The organism is Microbacterium sp. MPR-TSA4, from assembly GCF_058792815.1.
The window spans coordinates 78,735-95,011 of record NZ_JBXAFF010000005.1; the positions used below are offsets into that span (position 1 = coordinate 78,735).

Annotated in this window: 16 protein-coding genes; 6 read left to right on the plus strand and 10 right to left on the minus strand. The window is 73.0% G+C overall.

The window, feature by feature from the left end; all coding sequences use genetic code 11:
• Positions 1–18: 18 nt before the first annotated feature.
• Both AC1Q49_RS04725 and AC1Q49_RS04730 read left to right on the plus strand, forming a co-directional pair.
• Positions 19–732, plus strand: a complete 714-nt coding sequence (locus tag AC1Q49_RS04725; RefSeq protein WP_223848874.1) for a M23 family metallopeptidase — start codon at positions 19–21, stop codon at positions 730–732.
• 346 nt (positions 733–1,078) lie between these two features.
• Positions 1,079–1,576, plus strand: a complete 498-nt coding sequence (locus tag AC1Q49_RS04730; RefSeq protein ID WP_101305872.1) for an HNH endonuclease — start codon at positions 1,079–1,081, stop codon at positions 1,574–1,576.
• Positions 1,577–1,582: 6 nt separating this feature from the next.
• Here the strand turns inward: AC1Q49_RS04730 and AC1Q49_RS04735 are convergent, their stop codons facing one another.
• From AC1Q49_RS04735 to AC1Q49_RS04745, 3 genes are read right to left on the minus strand one after another with little or no spacing between them, the layout of a single operon-like run.
• On the minus strand, positions 1,583–2,239 hold the full coding sequence (locus AC1Q49_RS04735) for a pyridoxine/pyridoxamine 5'-phosphate oxidase (RefSeq protein ID WP_492491096.1): 657 nt from the start codon (positions 2,237–2,239) through the stop codon (positions 1,583–1,585).
• A complete protein-coding gene (locus tag AC1Q49_RS04740) occupies positions 2,236–3,039 on the minus strand; it encodes a creatininase family protein (protein WP_060959170.1) in 804 nt (267 codons plus the stop codon). Before AC1Q49_RS04740 ends, AC1Q49_RS04735 begins: the two co-directional genes overlap by 4 nt.
• Positions 3,036–4,409: an FAD-binding oxidoreductase gene (locus tag AC1Q49_RS04745; RefSeq protein WP_232784007.1), complete on the minus strand. Its 1,374-nt coding sequence runs from the start codon at positions 4,407–4,409 to the stop codon at positions 3,036–3,038. The genes AC1Q49_RS04740 and AC1Q49_RS04745 overlap by 4 nt, the downstream gene beginning before the upstream one ends.
• A gap of 34 nt (positions 4,410–4,443) precedes the next feature.
• Here AC1Q49_RS04745 and AC1Q49_RS04750 point away from each other — a divergent pair, with 34 nt between their 5' ends.
• A complete protein-coding gene (locus tag AC1Q49_RS04750; protein ID WP_082808072.1) occupies positions 4,444–5,067 on the plus strand; it encodes a helix-turn-helix domain-containing protein in 624 nt (207 codons plus the stop codon).
• Positions 5,068–5,072: 5 nt separating this feature from the next.
• Here AC1Q49_RS04750 and AC1Q49_RS04755 read toward each other — a convergent pair whose 3' ends face one another.
• A complete protein-coding gene (locus AC1Q49_RS04755) occupies positions 5,073–6,137 on the minus strand; it encodes a methylenetetrahydrofolate reductase C-terminal domain-containing protein (RefSeq protein ID WP_101305875.1) in 1,065 nt (354 codons plus the stop codon).
• The gene (locus AC1Q49_RS04760; RefSeq protein ID WP_082808073.1) at positions 6,134–7,267 is read right to left on the minus strand and encodes a methylenetetrahydrofolate reductase C-terminal domain-containing protein; all 1,134 of its coding nucleotides are present in this window, start codon (positions 7,265–7,267) and stop codon (positions 6,134–6,136) included. The genes AC1Q49_RS04755 and AC1Q49_RS04760 overlap by 4 nt, the downstream gene beginning before the upstream one ends.
• A gap of 163 nt (positions 7,268–7,430) precedes the next feature.
• On the opposite strand from AC1Q49_RS04760, the gene AC1Q49_RS04765 reads away from it, so the two are divergent.
• Positions 7,431–8,039, plus strand: a complete 609-nt coding sequence (locus tag AC1Q49_RS04765; RefSeq protein WP_492491097.1) for a cyclodeaminase/cyclohydrolase family protein — start codon at positions 7,431–7,433, stop codon at positions 8,037–8,039.
• A 66-nt stretch (positions 8,040–8,105) separates the two neighbouring features.
• On the opposite strand, the gene AC1Q49_RS04770 is transcribed toward AC1Q49_RS04765, so the two are convergent.
• The 4 genes from AC1Q49_RS04770 to AC1Q49_RS04785 form a co-directional block, all read right to left on the minus strand.
• Complete coding sequence (locus tag AC1Q49_RS04770; RefSeq protein WP_060959174.1) at positions 8,106–9,311, minus strand: hypothetical protein; 1,206 nt, start codon at positions 9,309–9,311, stop codon at positions 8,106–8,108.
• Between the two features lie 97 nt (positions 9,312–9,408).
• Positions 9,409–10,353, minus strand: a complete 945-nt coding sequence (locus AC1Q49_RS04775; protein ID WP_061782279.1) for an ABC transporter permease — start codon at positions 10,351–10,353, stop codon at positions 9,409–9,411.
• Positions 10,350–11,150, minus strand: coding sequence for an ABC transporter ATP-binding protein (locus AC1Q49_RS04780; RefSeq protein ID WP_198553686.1), 801 nt, complete (start codon positions 11,148–11,150; stop codon positions 10,350–10,352). Before AC1Q49_RS04780 ends, AC1Q49_RS04775 begins: the two co-directional genes overlap by 4 nt.
• Positions 11,147–12,427, minus strand: a complete 1,281-nt coding sequence (locus tag AC1Q49_RS04785; RefSeq protein ID WP_492491098.1) for an amidohydrolase family protein — start codon at positions 12,425–12,427, stop codon at positions 11,147–11,149. Before AC1Q49_RS04785 ends, AC1Q49_RS04780 begins: the two co-directional genes overlap by 4 nt.
• A gap of 220 nt (positions 12,428–12,647) precedes the next feature.
• Here AC1Q49_RS04785 and AC1Q49_RS04790 point away from each other — a divergent pair, with 220 nt between their 5' ends.
• On the plus strand, positions 12,648–13,649 hold the full coding sequence (locus tag AC1Q49_RS04790; protein WP_492491099.1) for a PDR/VanB family oxidoreductase: 1,002 nt from the start codon (positions 12,648–12,650) through the stop codon (positions 13,647–13,649).
• Between the two features lie 414 nt (positions 13,650–14,063).
• On the opposite strand, the gene AC1Q49_RS04795 is transcribed toward AC1Q49_RS04790, so the two are convergent.
• Positions 14,064–15,416, minus strand: coding sequence for an amidohydrolase family protein (locus AC1Q49_RS04795; RefSeq protein ID WP_492491100.1), 1,353 nt, complete (start codon positions 15,414–15,416; stop codon positions 14,064–14,066).
• A 158-nt stretch (positions 15,417–15,574) separates the two neighbouring features.
• Here AC1Q49_RS04795 and imuA' point away from each other — a divergent pair, with 158 nt between their 5' ends.
• On the plus strand, positions 15,575–16,276 hold the full coding sequence (imuA', locus tag AC1Q49_RS04800; RefSeq protein ID WP_061782283.1) for a DnaE2-dependent mutagenesis accessory factor ImuA': 702 nt from the start codon (positions 15,575–15,577) through the stop codon (positions 16,274–16,276).
• Position 16,277 lies beyond the last annotated feature (1 nt).

Genomic DNA, 16,277 nt, shown 5'->3' on the forward strand with positions numbered 1-16,277 from the left:
CGCCGCACGGGTCACCCCGTGCGCAGCTTCGTGACGGTCGCCGCCGTCGGCGGCCTCATCGCCACCGTCGCCATCGTGCCCGCGTTCGCCGCCACGAGCTCCGGCTCGGCGGAAGCCGTCACGCTGCAACAGGTGGCCGCCGAGAACGCGCAGTCGCTCGTCATCGCCTCCGAGGCCACGCCCACGGCCCTCGCGCGCGACAGCTACTCGGCCACCACGCCGGAGGAGATCCAGACCAAGAAGGACGAGGATGCCGCGAAGGCCGCGGCCGCTGCGCGGATCGCGGCGGCATCCACGGCGTCCGCCGTCTACTCCGGATCGCTCGCCGAGACCATCGCGCCCGCCGGCTCCGTCGTGCGCCCGCTGCCGTTCTTCAACAACTTCGGCGAGCCCTACGCGGGGCACAAGGGCACCGACTACATGGTCGACCGCTACACACCGATCTACGCGATCGCGGACGGCGTCGTGGTCGAATCGACCGAAGATGGCCCCGGCTGGGGCGTCTACGTGAAGATCGCCCACAACATCGGCGGCAACACCGTCACGTCGCTGTACGCGCACATGTCCTACGGCACCCGCCGTGTCGTCGTCGGCGACACCGTGCGGGCCGGCCAGATCATCGGCCAGGTCGGCGACACCGGTCGTGCCTACGGCACGCACCTGCACCTGGAGATCTACGTGAACGGGTCGTGGACCAACGCCGAGGACTTCCTCGTCGCGAACGTCCGCTGATCGCGCATGAACGGATGCCGCGTGTCGCGGCCCGGTGACCGGGCCCGACACGCGGCATCCGTTCATCTGCCATTCGCCCGCGTCGTCGCTGCGTGCATTAGCCTGATCCCGACGCTCGCACAGCCGAGGGGGAGCCGCATGGACACAGGACCTCGCATTCGAACCGTGAATGCGCTCGGCCGCTATGTCCTTCGGCATCGTGTGCACGACTGCCGCGACATTCGTCGCGGGTTCAAGGCGCTGTCTTCATGACAGCGCCTTTTTTCGTGCCTGCGCCGCCCCGTCCGTGCCGCGTCGACAACGGAGAGCCGTCGAAGCCATCGACGGCCGTTCGAGAGGAACGCGCATGCGCACACTGGTGCTGAACGCCGGATACGAACCCCTGGCCGTCGTCTCGTTCAAGAGAGCCCTCGTGCTCGTGATGAACGAGAAGGCGACCGTCATCGAGCGCATCGACGGAAATCCCGTGTGGGGGATCCGTGGCTCGTGCGACCGTCCGGCGGTGATCGTGCTCACACGGTACGTGCGCGTGCCGGGGGCCCGTCGCGTGCCGGTGACCCGACGCGGCGTGCTGCGTCGGGACGCCCACCGCTGCGCGTACTGCGGCAAGAGCGCGACCACGATCGATCACGTCCTGCCGCGCTCGCGCGGGGGCGCCGACTCGTGGGAGAACCTCGTGGCCGCGTGCCTGCGCTGCAACAACATGAAGGGCGACCGCACCCCGCAGGAGATGGGCTGGGAGCTGCGCTGGCTGCCCCAGCCGCCCCGCGGCCCGCAGTGGACGGTGCGCGGCACCGAGCGCTCCGAGCCGGCCTGGGAGCCGTATCTGTCGCTGGCCGCCTGACCCCGGTCAGCCGGGCAGGGCCTCCGACCGCCACCCGTCGCCCACGCGCGTGTAGGCGAGGCGGCGGCTCGCCGCGGCCGGGTTCGACACCCAGAACACCAGGCGATGGGGCGTCACGGCGTAACCCGCCCAGGTCTCGGGCGGCGTGAAGGCGGGGTGCTCGGCGCCGCCGTGGGCGGCGAGGAACGCGCTCCACTGTGCGCGCCGCTCGGCGAGCGGCAGAGGCGCATACGCGGCGGTGTTCTGCCAGGCGAGCTGCTGGAGGTAGGGCGATCGACGCCGGTAGGCCTCGTCCGACTCCTCACGCGGCGACCGCGTCGCGGTGCCCTGCACGACCAGCTGGCGGGTGAAGCCCGGCCACAGGAGGGTGAGGGCGACGCCGGGGGAGGCCGCCAGCTCGGCGGCCTTGCGGCTGTCGGCATCGGTGTGGAAGAAGAACCGTTCGCCGTCGAAGTCGCTGAGCATGGTCGTGCGCGCGTCGGGGATGCCGTCCAGCCCGATGGTCGACACCGTCATCAGCAGGCGGTCCTCGTCCGGCGCGGGCAGCCAGTCGGCGGCGAGGGCGAGGGGATCGCTCCACGCGACATCCGACTGCACCGGGTCGCTGTCGTGGGCGATCACGACGGGAGCGGGAGGGATGCCGGGGGCGTACGACGCGGTCATCCGAACACGAACCCGTCGATCTCGGCGAGGGCCTCGCAGACGAAGTCCACGCCCCGGTCGTACAGCTCCTTGCCGTGCGCCGCGTTGGCGCCCGTCGCGTCGCCGATCACGCCCTCGGGGCCGAAGTCGTCGCTCGTCCACCCGAACATGACCGGCTTGCGGTTGAAGCCGATGTGGGTGAGGCCGGCGATGTGCTCCGGGACGTTCCGGGCGGGCATGTCGGGGGCGACGAGGTGGGGGGCCAGGTGCATGACCAGCGACGTCTCGGAGAAGCCGCCGTGGATGCCCTGTCCCTTCTCGTCGGGGCGGCCGTCGATGCCGTCGCCGGCCCCTCCGGCCGTCGCGGGCATCGAGAAGGTGCGCAGACCGAAGCGTCGACGCAGCTCGCGGTTGGCCCAGCCGAGCAGCATGACGTTGCCGCCGTGGCCGTTGACGAACACGACCGTCTTGGCCGGCGTCATCGCGATCGAGCGGCCGATGTCGACGAGCTGGTCGAGCACGGTCGTGCCCTCGAGCCAGATGGTGCCCGGCGCCCAGTGGTGCTCGTCGGACTTGGCGTAGCTGATCGTCGGCAGCACCCAGGCGTCGATCCCCGCGGACGCGACGCGCGCGACGGCCGCCGTCGCGATGGTCTCGGCGACCAGCGCGTCGGTGCGCAGCGGCAGGTGCGGACCGTGATGCTCGATCGCGCCGATGGGCACCACGGCGATCGAGCGCTCGGTCAGCAGCGCCGTGAGCGCGGGGCCGGACAGGTCCGCCCAGTGGCGAGACGTCGGGGTGAAGGGGAACTCGCCGGTCATCGGATCGCCCCCTTCACGGGTCCGCCGTAGGCGGGATCGAGCTTGCCGGGGTTGAGCAGCCCCCGCGGGTCGGTCGTCCGGGCGAGCTGCACCGTCTCGGAGAGGCGGAAGTCGACGTTCCACTGGTGGGGGCTGTGCACGCCGACTCCGAGCGCGGTCAGGGCCGCGATGCCGTCGGCGACCTGCTCCGGGCTCTCGTAGACCCCCGCGAGCATGCCGATGGGACGCGTCGCGGTCGCCTCGATGTGCAGGTGCGCGCCCGGGTAGACCGCCATGACCTCGTCGTGACGGTCGATGAGGGCGTCTCCGCCGACCTCGACGTGGAAGTACACGCCGGGCTCGGACTTCTGCAGCCACTCGATCGGATGGTTGTAGCTCAGCACCGAGATGGCCGCCGACACCTGGGGGCCCTCCCGCACCTCTTCGATGCGCCCGCCCGCCGCGGTGATGAGGGCGGTCGCCTCGTCGACGAGGGACGCGTCGATGATCGTCCGCAGCGAGCTGCGCCCCTCGGGGAACGCGGGGTCGGGCGGCAGCTGGGCGGACACGTGCGGGTCGTCCGCGGAGACGAGCCGGGGGAAGGGACGGAGGGCGGCGAGTCGCTGCAGCACCGACATCGAGCCGGTGAAGTCGTCGAACGACGCGTACAGGCCCCGCCAGTCGTTCATCGGCTCCAGACGCACCGTCGCCCGCGCGATGATGCCGGCCGTGCCGTAGTTGTGCACGAACCCGAGGGCATCGTCACCCTCCACGTGCACCAGTTCACCGCCGGATGCCGGGGTCACGACGTCCAGGGCGAGCACGAAGCCCTCGTGGTTGCTGCCGTGCGCGATCGAGCCGGTGCCGCCCGAGCCGCCCGAGATGAACCCGCCCACCGTCGAGTGCACGGTCGAGGGGTACATCCACAGCTGCTGGCCGTGCTGGCGGGCCGCCTGCTCGAGCGCGGCCATGGGCGTACCGGCCTCGGCCGTGATCCACCCGTCGCCCACCTCGACGATGCCGCGGGCGCGCGAGGTGTCCAGCACCAGGCCGCCGGGCATCGGGATCGCCTGACCATAGTTCCCGGTGCCCTTGCCTCGAGGCGTCACGGGGGCGCCGTGCGCGACGGCGATGCGCACGACGTCGGCGATCTGCTGCGCGTCGGCGGGGAACGCGACGAGGTCGGCGACGCCGAGGGGCAGCTGTTCGGCGATGATCGGCGACATCCGGGCGCCGTCGACCGAGGCCTTCTCCCGCTGCCGGGGGTCGCTGGAGACGCCCCGGACGCCGAGGACGGCCGCCAGGTCCGCCTCGAGGGCCGCGTAGTCGGGGGAGGCCGCGGCAGTGAGAGCCGCGGGTTCGAGCATGTCGGTGGGTGTCGCGCCGGTCATCTCGGTTTCCTTTCGTGTGTCATAGTCTTCACTCATGTCCGATGCCGCCTCGTCGCGCCGCCGTGCCGCCGACGCGCCCCTGGCCGACGACGGCCCGGCCTCGGCGGCCCGCGCGCTCGGTGCGCGGATCCGCGCGCTCCGTCAGCGCCGCGGGATGACGCTCACCCAGGTGGCGGCGCAGGCCGAGCTGTCGCACTCGTTCCTCAGCCAGGTCGAGCGCGGGCTCGAGCGGATGAGCATGACCTCGCTGTTCCGGGTCGCCCAGGCGCTCGGCACGACCCAGCAGGCCCTGCTCACGGACGACGCCGACGCGGCGGTGCGCACCCAGGGGGAGTTCCACGTCTTCCGCGCGAGCGAGGCGACGCCGCTGGATGCCGGGGGCAGCCCCCTGCGCGTGCTCGCGCGCGACCACCCGCGCTTCGTGCCGATGGTCATGTCGGGGACGTTCTCGGAGGACCTGTGGTGGGTCCACGACGAGGAAGAGTTCGTCTACGTGCTCGAGGGTCGCCTCGTCGTCGTGCTGGAGGATCAGGAGTTCGCCCTCGAGGTCGGCGACGCCGTGTATTACCACGGCGGCATACGCCACCGGTGGCGTACCGAGCCGGGCGAGTCGACGCGCGTGCTGACCGTCAAAGAAGGCAGCGCCGGAGCGCACTGACCCGCTCACGTGCCGCCCCCTAGCTCTCGGGCCACCGTGGCGAGGTCGGCGGCGTAGGAGACCTCCTCGCCCAGACGGGCACCGCCGGCGATGACGACGCCGCCGACGAGACCGGTGTCGAGGAGTGCGCGGCCGTATTCGATGGCCAGGCGGATCCCCTCGGCGCGCACGTCCCGCGCCGCGAAGAGACGGTCGATGAAGCCCCGCGGCAGCTTCGCGGCGTGGAAGGAGGCGAGCAGTCCCGCCCCGTCGCGGTCGATCACCAGAGGAACGCCCGGGAGCACCGGAGCGGTGGCGCCCGCCGCGCGGCACTGCGCGACGAAGTCGGCGACCTCCTCGGCATCCCCGGCGTACTGCGTGAGGCACAGCCGACCGCCCGCGCCTTGCTTCTGCGCCACCCGGGCGCCGCGCTCGGCGACGGGCGGTGCCGCGGGGGACTCCGCGAACGAGGTGAGCAGGCCGAGGGCTCGCGCGCGGGGCAGCATCGTCGTGGATTCGAGATCGAAGACGGGTCGCGCGTCGGCCCGGTCGCCCGTCTGCGTGTGGTCACCGGTGACGCAGTGCACCCCGGCCACCCCCAGTGCGCGCAGCGACAGCAGCTCGCGCTCGAGCGCCGTGCGATTGCGGTCGCGCGCGTTGAAGCCCATCCACAGCCGCAGGCCGGTCGCCGCGATGAGCGCAGCCCGGTACGACGGCGGGAACTGCACGCGCGAGCGTCCGGCATCGCCGGAGAGCACGGCATCCACGCTGCCGGACAGGGCGTCGGCGGTGGGGCGGACGGCGTCGGAGCGCAGCGCGCGCACCGGGAATCCCGTGAACACCAGCGGTCGACGCTGAGCGATCTCGGCTACCTCGCGCCCCGCGGCCGTCGTCACCGCGTCGACCGGGTCGCGGTCGACGGGAGCGTCGCCGTTCCCGTCCCAGCGCACGGGAAGGTCGCGCCGGAGGAAGACGCAGGGCGTCGGATCGACCTCGCAGGTGCCGTCCGGGTTCACGCCCCCGCAGGGGCCGTAGGCCATCGACTTCGGACACCCCGCGACGCGCGGCGCCGTGCCCGCGGCGAGGCTCATGCCGCGGCTCCCGTCGCCGTCGCGTCGGAGGAAGGGGCGCGGCCCGCGCGCAGGAGCGTCGCGGTGCGCACGATCGCGTCGACCGCGGCCAGGCCGGTCGGGTCGGCCTCGTCGACGACGGCCGACAGGTGCACGCCCACCACTCCCGGCACCGTGAGGGCCTCCCGTGCCGCCGCGACGGCGGCGTGCACGCCCGCGTCGTCGACGGCCGCGGCCGCGGTGACCGCCGTCACGAGCCCCGACGGCAGGCGGACCCCGGGCAGCGCCGCGAGTCGCAGGGCCGCCGATCGCGACGTGATCACGGGCACCGAGGCGACGAGGGGGATGGCTGCGCCGGTCGCGGCCAGCGCTCCGGCGAAGCGGACGAGATCGGACAGGTCCCCGCAGAGGTTCAGGATCGCCAGCTCCGCCCCCGCGCGCGCCTTCAGCGCGAGCCGGACGGGCCGGTAGTCGATCGGCGGTGCGGCGGGCTGCTCGGCCACCGCCACGAACAAGCCCGCGCGGCGGGCGAGGGCCGCCACGCGCGTCGAGTCGAGGTCGAACACCGGCTGGGCGTGCGGGAGCGCGGTCGATGCCGGGTGGTCGCCGGTCACGGCCAGCACGCCCGCGACGCCGAGATCGGCGAGGGCCGCGAGCTCGCCCTCGATCGCGACACGGTTGCGGTCGCGACAGGTGATGCCCGCGATCACGGTGGCGCCGGCGCCGCCGAGCACCAGCGCCTTGTGGGTCGGGCTGAGCGACGCGCGGAGGCCGGGCGGCTCGCCCGCGATCACCGCCGTCAATCCGGCCAGGCGCGCGCCCGCCTCGGCGAGCACGCCGGCATCCGCCGAGCGCACGGGAAGATCGGCGGTGACGAGCAGCCCCTCCGAGACGCGCGTCGCGAAGGCGGCCGCCGCCGTCCGGCGCGGGGAGAGGGGCAGCGCGTCGCCGCTGGGCTCGGCGCTCTCGGGGGCTGCGACGTCGGCGGCGGAGACGTCGAGCGTATGCAGGAGGTCGGGGTCGGCGGCGAACGAGCAGCGGATGCCGGGGACCTCGCAACCGCCGTCGGCGCCGACGCCGCCGCACGGGCCGTAGACCATGCGTTTGGGGCATCGTCGCGACGCATCGCGCAGGCGCAGCTGGACGGTCACGGTGCCTCCTCTCGCGGGTCGCTCGCGTTCGGCGATCCAGGAATCGATGTTGGTCTCGCCAACAATGTCACTGTAGAAGCGCGCCGTTTCGCGGGTGTTACGGTCGCGTATGCGTCGATGTCGCCCCCCGATCGGTGCGGCCGCCCGCCCCTAGAGTGGGCGCATGTCCGCCCCCGATCTCGCATCCGCACGCCTCGACGACTGGCTGGCGGCGCTCGCCGCCCCCATCCCCGAACCCGGCGGCGGAGCCGCTGCGGGCGTCGTGATCGCGACAGGGGCCGCGCTCGTCGCCATGACCGCCGGCTACGCCGTCGCCCCGCACCGGGACGCGGTGCTCGCGGACGCGACGCGGGCGCGCCGCGACGCGCTGGTCGCCGCGGAGCACGACGGGCGGATGTCGGCGGCGCTGGTCGCCGCCTTCCGCCGTCCCGCCGGTGACGCGCAGCGCCCGGCGGCGATCATCGCCACGACGGTGGCCGCCGCTGAGGCGAGCGCCGCACTGGTCGACGTCGCGGCATCCCTGGGGTCGGCCCTCACCTGGCTCGAAGAGCACGGCGAGCCGCGCGTGGCGCCCGACGTCGCCGTCGCGGCGCGGATGCTCGCGTGCGGCATCCGTGCGACGGGAGTCAACATCCGCTGCGACACGACGAGCGCCCGCGACGCCGGGGCGGAGGTCGAGACGCTCGCGCCGCTGCGCACCGCCCTTGCGGAGGCGCTCGCCGTCGCGCAGCGCTTCGACGCGCTCGCCGACCGCGTCACCGCGACACTCTGACGCCCCGACCGACGCGAACGCCCTGCCCCGACGATCGTGGGGCAGGGCGTTCGCGTGCGGACGGTGTCAGTCCATCTTGATCGAGGTGTCGATGAACTCGTTGGTGTAGAGCGCCGACGGGTCGATCGCCGACGCGGCCGCCTGCGTGATGCTGCCGGCCGTGACGAGGAAGGGCGTGAAGTCCTTCACGATCGAGGCCATGCGGTCGGGGTCGAACTGCCCGAAGACGCCGGACGCCTCGTCGTTGGCGACCAGACCCAGCTCCTTCTGCTGCGCCACCGAGAACTCCGCGACGCCCTCCGAGTAGGTCCAGCCGGTGTCGTACTTCTCGACGAGGTCGAGGATGACCGCGTTGCCGTGCTCCGGCGCGTTCAGGAAGTCGATCTGCGACTGCTGCATGATCGGGACGAGCTTCTTCAGGCAGTCGGCCTTGTCGGTGACATCGGCCTTGCGCACCGCGAGGGGCTCGGGATAGATGTTGTACCCCAGCTCGGACAGCAGCTGGTAGCCGACGTCCTTGCCCCACTGCGAGATCTCGTTCTTGTAGATGTAGGGCTCGGCCGTCGCGAAGCCCTGCTGCAGGATCTTCGGGTCGGACACGAAGCGCTGCGGGGTGCCTTCGTAGCTCGTGTCGATCTGCGACGAGGTGATGATGCCCTGCGACAGCAGCAGGTTGGGGATCACGTCGCCCGACGTGACGATCGGGTCGCCGGCGGCGGCGGCCTCCTTGATCGTCTTGGCGCCGTCGTGACTGGCGGGGTCCCACATGAGGATCTGCGGGCTGAAGGTCAGCTGCGACGTGACCGCGACGGTCGGCTGGTCGGCGTCGGCGACGATCGCGGCATCCGTGTTGACGGCGCCGATGAGGATGTCGGTGTCGAGGTACATGAGCGCGGGCACCGGCTGGAAGTTGACCGCAGGGCCGCCCGAGCGCACCTCGATCTTCACGCCCGTGTCGGTGCCGTTGACCACGAGCGGGCCGGTCACGGTCTTCTTGTCGGTGTCGACCGTGTACCCGTCTCCCACCAGGTTGTACATGGCGCCGTGCTCCGACTCCGGCTGCCAGTCCTGCTGCATGACGACGGTCGCGGGGCAGACGCTCGCGAGGTCGAGGGGGCCGCCCTTCTCGGCCGCGGTCGCGGCCGAGGTCGTGGCCGGAGCCGCCGCCTCGGTGCTGGAACATCCCGCGACGGCGAACACCGTGACGGCGAGGGTGCCGACGGCGACGCTGCGCGCCATCAGACGACGGGAGAGAAAGGTGGGCTGTGACACGGTGTCCTCCTGGACGGGCTTCGGGTGCGGTGCGGACAGACGGGTGGTGCGATTCGTGGTGCGGGTGAGGAGAAGCGGTGCGGGCGGCGGGGCGTGATCAGCGGGTCGCGACGCCGAAGAGGCGTCCGACGACCAGCCGATCGAGCGCGGCGAAGATCGAGAAGACGATCACGCCGAACAGTGCCGTGAAGATGATCGCGAGGAACAGCGGCTCCATGTTCAGGCGCAGCGTGTAGGTGCGCAGCAGTCCGCCGATGCCCTGGCTGCCCTGCTGGAAGAAGAAGTCGCCGACGATCGCGCCGATCACGGCCAGACCGGCCGACTGGCGCAGCCCCGTGAAGATCGACGGGATCGCCGCGGGGAGCATGAGCTTCGTCATCCGCTGCCACTTGCTGGCCTTCTGCAGGGTGAACAGGTCGTGCGCCGCGGGCGTCGCCGACTGCAGGCCGAAGAGGGTGTTCGAGATCATCGGGAACACCGCGATGATGACGCAGACGACGATGCGCGCCGGCAGGCCGTAGCCCATCCAGATGCCGATGAGAGGGGTGAGCGCGAGGATCGGGATCGTCTGGAGGATCACCGCGTACGGGTACAGGATCTTCTCGGCGAGGGTCCACTGGGACATCACGATGGCCCAGCCCATGCCGATCACGACCGCGATCGCGAGACCGACCAGCGCGACGGAGATCGTCTGACCGAGCGCGGCGATCATGGGTGCGATCACCTTGTCGTTGCCGACCGTCTCGGCCAGCACCTGGTGCGGCGGTGGCAGCAGGAACCGGCGGCTCTCGCTCAGCAGCAGGTACGACACCGCGTACCAGATGGCGATGATCCCGAGCAGTGCGGCGACGATCGGGAACGCGCGCGACCAGGCGCCGCGCACGACGCCCGCCGCGCCGCGAGGCCGCCGGCGCGCCGCCATCACGGCGGTCGTCGTCTCGGCGGATGCCGCGGCATCCGCGGCCGCTTTCGACGGGCTCACCGGGCCGGCCGACGTGTCGGCGTGCGCCGTCGGCGCCTTCAGGGCGAGGTTCTGGCTCACGAGTGTGCCTCCAGTGCGTGCGAGAGGTGGCCGACGATGCGCCCGAACTCGGGTTCGTAACGCAGTTCGGGCGAGCGGGGGTAGGACCAGGGCAGTTCGATGTCGTCGACGATGCGGCCGGGCCGTCCGCTCATCACGAGCACGCGGCTCGACAGGTAGACGGCCTCGGAGATGGAGTGGGTGATGAACATCGCCGCGAACCCCTTGAGCTGGAACAGCCGCTGCAGCTCGGTCTGCATCTTCAGGCGCGTGATCTCGTCGAGGGCGCCGAACGGCTCGTCGAACAGGGCCAGCTGGGGCTCGGCGACGAGGGCGCGGGCGATCGAGACCCGCATGCGCATGCCGCCCGACAGCGCCCGCGGATGCTGGTCCTCGAAGCCCGACAGGCCGACGAGGTCGAGCACCTCCGCGGCGCGACGCCGACGCTCGGCCTTGGCGACGCCGGCGAGCTCCCCGACGAGCTCGACGTTGCGCTGCGCGCTGCGCCACTCCAGCAGGGTCGCCTCCTGGAAGACGAAGCTCGTGGTGTCGGCGCGGACGTCGATCTCGCCCTCCGTGGCGGCGTCGAGCCCGGCCGCGAGGCGCAGAAGCGTCGACTTGCCGCAGCCGGAGGGGCCGACCACCGACACGAACTCGCCCGGGCGCACATCGATCGACACGTCCTCCAGGGCCCGGGTGCCCGTGTCGAAGACCTTGGCGACGTCGCGGAAGGCGAGCGTGGGTGTGGAGGTCGGCCGGGCGGTGTCGGCGGCGCCGGCGTGAGAACGCGGATCGGCGGGTGCGGTGACGGTGGTCATAGGAGGGCTCCCTCGGAGGTCGGGGCGGACGGCGGGGCCGGCAACGGGCGGAGGTCGAGCACGCTGCCGACGACGCGGCGGCGCACCGCGATGACGCGGCCGTCGCGGATGACGATGCGATCCGGTGCGCGCTCCGCGAGCGCCTCGGCGGTGTGCGCGGCGCGCACGAGCACGATGTCGGCGACGTCGCCGACCCGTCCGCGGGCGGGCGGCAGTCCGAAGGCGGCGCGTCCTCCGTTGGAGCTGACGTGCCAGGCCTCGGCGGGCGTGAGGTGACCGGCGACGACGAGCTCGGAGGCGACGTCGACCATGTCGGCGTTGCCGAGCGGGTTGAACGGGTCCTGCACGTTGTCGCCGCCGGCTGCCAGCGTGATGCCGGCCTCCAGGATCTCGCGCAGCGGGGGGATGCCGCGCGGCGTGCCGACCGGATGCTGCCACCCCTGGAGGTAGAGGTTGGTCAGCGGGTTGGTGATGATGGAGACACCGGCCTCCGCGACGGCCGCGAGGGTGCGGGCGCGGGTCGCGGCATCCTGCGTGGACAGGCTGACGCAGTGGCCGGCGGAGCGGATGAGCCCGGCGGGCCAGTGGCGCGTGCGGGCGGCGAGCTCGGCCAGGCCGGTCGAGGCGGGATCGAGCGTCTCGTCGGTGTGCAGGTCGAGGCCCAGGCCGAACTCCTCGGCGAACGCGGCGGCGCGCTCGAGGTCCGCCGCGGGGTCGTCGGCGAGGTGGGGGAAGCCGCCGACCAGGTCGACCCCGAGGGCGACGGCGGCGCGTCCCAGATCGTCCGGGCCGTCGGAGGGCCCGGGGCTCGCGACGACCTGCAGGTCGACGAGCCCGGCGAACTCGGCGCGCAGCTCCACGAGCGCACGGACGCCGCGCAGCGGGTCGTCGCCGAGGTGGTAGTTCGTGTGGGAGCGCACGGCGGTGACGCCGGCGTGCAGCGCGGCGACCAGGTGGCGGCGCGCGCCGGCCGTGATCGCCTCGTACGTGTGGCTCTCGCCGTGGTCGACCCAGCACGCGATGGCGTCCTCGAGTGAGCCCTCGGGCTGGCCGAACGCGCTCCACGTGTAGCCCTTGTCGAGGTGGGCGTGCAGGTCGGCGAGCGGTGGCAGGGCGACCCAGCCGGTGGCGTCGATCGTCTCGCCGTCGGCATCCGCAGCCCCCGCGTCGACGACGCGACCGCCGGCGAAGGCGAGGGTGTCACCGACCTCTCCGGCCGGCGAGAGTCCGGTGACGGCGCCGATGCGCTGGCCCGGCTCGAGGAGTTCGGCATCCATAGGGGCTTCTCCTCACGTGGCGGTGACGGCGGGCGGTGGCGGTGATGGCGGGCAGTGCGGTGTTGTTGGTATGACCAACATCGGGTGAGAATCAGTAAACGCCCGACGTGTTTCCTGGCAGGCCTGTCGGGATTGCAGCCGTGTTAAATCCGCGCGAAGAGTGCGGCCGGTCGCCGCCCGCGGGCGGGACGGCCCCGCGCGAATGGGAAGAGTGGGATCCATGAGCTACTTCAGTGACGTCGAGCGCGACCTCGTGGTCGCCGCCCGCACCGTGCTCGCCGACGGCGTCGTGGCACTCGACCTCGTGGCCCACAACGGCCGCGACCTTCCCGTCTGGGCGCCCGGGTCGCACGTGGACCTCATCCTCGCCGACGGCCGTCAGCCCGGGATGGAGCGCATCGAGCGCCAGTACTCGCTCTGCGGCGACGCCGCGGACCGGTCGACGTGGCGGGTCGCGGTGCTCCGGGAGGACGACGGGCGCGGAGGGTCGGTGCGCGTGCACGACGACGTGCAGGTGGGCCAACGGCTGCGGGTGCGCGGACCGCGCAACCACTTCTCGTACGACATGGTGCCCGAAGCCGTGCACCGCTTCGTCGCCGGCGGCATCGGCATCACCCCGATCCTCGCGATGGTGCGCGCCGCGGCCGCCGCGGGGGCCTCGTGGACGCTCGACTATGCCGGGCGGTCGCTGTCGACCATGGCCTTCGTCGACGACGTGCGCGCGCTCGACGACGGCACGGGCCGCGTGCGGCTGCATCCCTCCGACGAGGGCTCCCGCCTCGACGTCGCCGCACTCGTGGCTGCCGCCGCCGACGGCGGTCCCGTCTACGCCTGCGGTCCGGCGCGACTGATCGCGGCCCTCGAGGAGGGCTTCGGGGCGGCGGGGCGCGCCGAGGCGCTCCACGTCGAGCGGTTCGAGGCGATCGCGTACGGCGAGCCGGTCTGGTCGGAGCCGTTCGAGGTCGAGCTCGCGATGACCGGCGACGTCGTCACGGTGCTGCCGGGCCAGTCGGTCCTGGAGGCGATCGAGGAGCAGAGCCCGACCGCGATGGTGCTCTCCAGCTGCCGCCGCGGCACGTGCGGCACCTGCGAGGTGCCGGTGCTGGAGGGAGAGGTGGAGCACCGCGACTCGGTGCTGACCCCGCTCGAGCGGGAGCAGGGCGCCGTCATGATGGCCTGCGTCTCGCGTGCGGCCTGTCCCCGGATCGTGCTCGACATCTGAGCGGGTGCCGCGGCGGCTTGGGCTGGGGTTGGGGCTTGGGTTGCGGTTGGGCTGGGGCTTGGGTTGCGGTTGGGTGGTGGTGACGATCGTCGGACTTTTCCGGCGTGAGCCCCGAACCGAGGGATGGTGTGGTGTCATCCACAGGTTTCTCCGGCGTACGTCACGTCGCGCTCGCCGCGTTTCTGTGCGGGCCGGACGGCCGCGCCGACGGTGGGGCCATCGGGGGAGCTCGGGCCAAGCGGTGGGCCGATCCTGTGACGAACGTCGGAGGTTGTGCCCTGCCCGCGGCGGAAGGGGGCCGTGGTGGGTCGATCCTCGCGGAAACTCCGACGGTGGTCACGGCTCCGGGGCTCCGGGCGCCGGGGCGCCGACGCCGGCCGGCGCCAGGGCTCCGGGGTGGCGGCGGCGCAGGCGTCAGCGGCCGACGCGGGCGCGGAGCGCGGCGGTGAGCGTGGTCTCGTCGCCGCTGACCAGCCGGTAGTCGCGGACGACCACGCGCCCGCCGACCACGACGTGCCGCGGCCGGCGCCCCGGGTGCGCCCACAGCAGTCCGGCGACCGGATCGGCCACGCCCGCGTCCGCGACGCCGGAGACGTCCCAGACGCACGCATCGCCCGCGGCCCCCGGGGTCAGGATGCCGAGCTCCGCCCGACCGAGACCCGCGGCGCCGCCCGACGTGGCCATCGTCAGGACGTCTCGCGCCGGGAGCGTCGGCCCGACGAGGCCCGACACCTGCATCGCGAGGCGGGCGTCGGCGAGGAGGTGCCCGGCGTCGTTCGACCCGCCGCCCGAGGTGCCCAGACCCACGGCGATGCCGTGCGCCCGCAGGCGGGCCACGGGGGCGATGCCCCACCCCATCGGCACGTCGCAGCCCGGTGCGTGCGTGGCGGTGACGCCGGCGGCCGCGAGACGTGAGATCTCGGCATCCGTCACGTCGCACAGGTGCGCGATCGTCACGTCCGGCTCGAGCCAGCCCCACTCCTCGAGCAGGTCGAGGGGCCGCCGGCCGTACCGGGCGAGCGCGATCTCGGTGTCGACCTGCTCGTTCGCCTGGGTGCGCCGGCGCAGACCGTGGCGCCGCGCCACGTCGCCGAGCGCGCGGAAGGTCTCCTCGGAGTCGGAGTGCACGCCCGCCGGGCCCACTGCGAGCTGCAGCATGCCGTCGGCGCTCGTGCCGCCCGGGACGTCGGCGGCGGAGGGGAGGAGGTCGCGGACGATCGCCTCCGCGCTCGCCGCCGCGGCGGCGGGGGTGTCGCGGGCCGATCCGCGGACGAACACGAGGCGCGCGCCGAGCTCTGCGGCCGCCCCGGCGATGGCGTGCGCGATCGCGACGGTGTCGTCGACCGGAGCGGAGGAGGCCGCGGGGTCGGGCCAGTTGAGCTGGTGGTCGGCGACGGTGGTCACTCCGCACAGGAGCGACTCGGCCAGCCCCACACCGGCCGTCGCGCGGACGAGGGAGGCGTCGATGCCCGCGGCGGCATACGCGGCGGCCATCGCGGGCAGCCACTCCCGCATGGGCACTCCCCGGGTGCCCGGCAGGGTGCGGAAGCCCGACTGGAGCAGGTGGTGGTGCGCGTTGACGAGACCGGGGGTGACGAGGCCGCCCTCGGCGTCGAGGGTGTCGTGCGCGGATGCGGCGGGCTCCGCGGTCGGGACGCCGACGCGGCCGTCCGCGCCGATCACGAGGTCGCCGGTGCGGTCGAGGTCGGGCTCGTCGAAGCGCTCCACGATGAGGGAGGCGCCCGTGATGGTCAGCGTACGGGTCATGGCGTCCGTCCTATCAGTCGCATGTTTCGCGCAGATGAGCCGTCCGGCGCGGCCGGTCGAGGGATGTGGCGCGCAATGTCCGAACCCGTTCTTATCTTCGACGCAGAGGCATTGAAGTACTAGAACACATGTTCTAATCTGTCGAAGTGAGGCCGATCGTGGGGAACGTCGCTGCCGCGGACGTCGCGGGCACCGTGAGCACCCTGCGCGCGCAGATGGAGCGCATGCAGGGGCGTCGCCTCGACACGCCCGTGCTCCCGGTGCCGCCGGCGCTGGCGTCGCTGCTGCCCGGCGGAGGCCTGCGCACGGGGGGAGCCTACGCGCTCGGGCGGTCGATGTCGCTGCTGTTCGCTCTGCTGGCCGAACCCTCGCAGACCGGCTCGTGGTGCGCCGTCGTGGGCATGCCGCACGTCGGTGTGGAAGCGGCGCGCGCCGCCGGCGTGGACCTGTCGCGGCTCGTCCTGGTGCCCGATCCGGGCGAGCGCTGGCTCGCGGTGACCTCGACGCTCGCCGATGTGCTGTCGGTCGTGGCGGTGCGGCCGCCGGCCCGGGCGAAGGATGCCGATGTCGCCCGGCTCGCCGCGCGCATGCGTGAACGCGATGCCGTGCTGCTCGTGCAGGGCCCCTGGCCGCAGACCGAGGCGATGATCGACGTCTCCGATCCGTCGTGGTCGGGCCTCGGCGAGGGCCACGGCATCCTGTCGGGACGAGAGCTCACCGTCACGGTGACCAGCCGGCGCGCGCCCGTGCCGCGATCGAACCGGCTCCTGCTTCCCGACGAGCAGGGCCGCCTCGGCGGGGGGGAAGGCGCCGGCCGCTCGCGCGTGCCCGCGCCCGTGCCGATGAGACGGGCGGTGTGAG

Bases quoted from the DNA above. Each gene is read 5' to 3' on its own strand.
- AC1Q49_RS04755 (WP_101305875.1), bottom strand. From the start codon at position 6,137: ATGAGCCTCGCCGCGGGCACGGCGCCGCGCGTCGCGGGGTGTCCGAAG.
- AC1Q49_RS04745 (WP_232784007.1), bottom strand. From the start codon at position 4,409: ATGACCGGCGCGACACCCACCGACATGCTCGAACCCGCGGCTCTCACT.
- AC1Q49_RS04735 (WP_492491096.1), bottom strand. From the start codon at position 2,239: ATGACCGCGTCGTACGCCCCCGGCATCCCTCCCGCTCCCGTCGTGATC.
- AC1Q49_RS04795 (WP_492491100.1), bottom strand. From the start codon at position 15,416: ATGACCCGTACGCTGACCATCACGGGCGCCTCCCTCATCGTGGAGCGC.
- AC1Q49_RS04780 (WP_198553686.1), bottom strand. From the start codon at position 11,150: ATGACCACCGTCACCGCACCCGCCGATCCGCGTTCTCACGCCGGCGCC.
- AC1Q49_RS04790 (WP_492491099.1), top strand. From the start codon at position 12,648: ATGAGCTACTTCAGTGACGTCGAGCGCGACCTCGTGGTCGCCGCCCGC.
- AC1Q49_RS04730 (WP_101305872.1), top strand. From the start codon at position 1,079: ATGCGCACACTGGTGCTGAACGCCGGATACGAACCCCTGGCCGTCGTC.
- AC1Q49_RS04750 (WP_082808072.1), top strand. From the start codon at position 4,444: ATGTCCGATGCCGCCTCGTCGCGCCGCCGTGCCGCCGACGCGCCCCTG.
- AC1Q49_RS04765 (WP_492491097.1), top strand. From the start codon at position 7,431: ATGTCCGCCCCCGATCTCGCATCCGCACGCCTCGACGACTGGCTGGCG.
- AC1Q49_RS04740 (WP_060959170.1), bottom strand. From the start codon at position 3,039: ATGACCGGCGAGTTCCCCTTCACCCCGACGTCTCGCCACTGGGCGGAC.
- AC1Q49_RS04785 (WP_492491098.1), bottom strand. From the start codon at position 12,427: ATGGATGCCGAACTCCTCGAGCCGGGCCAGCGCATCGGCGCCGTCACC.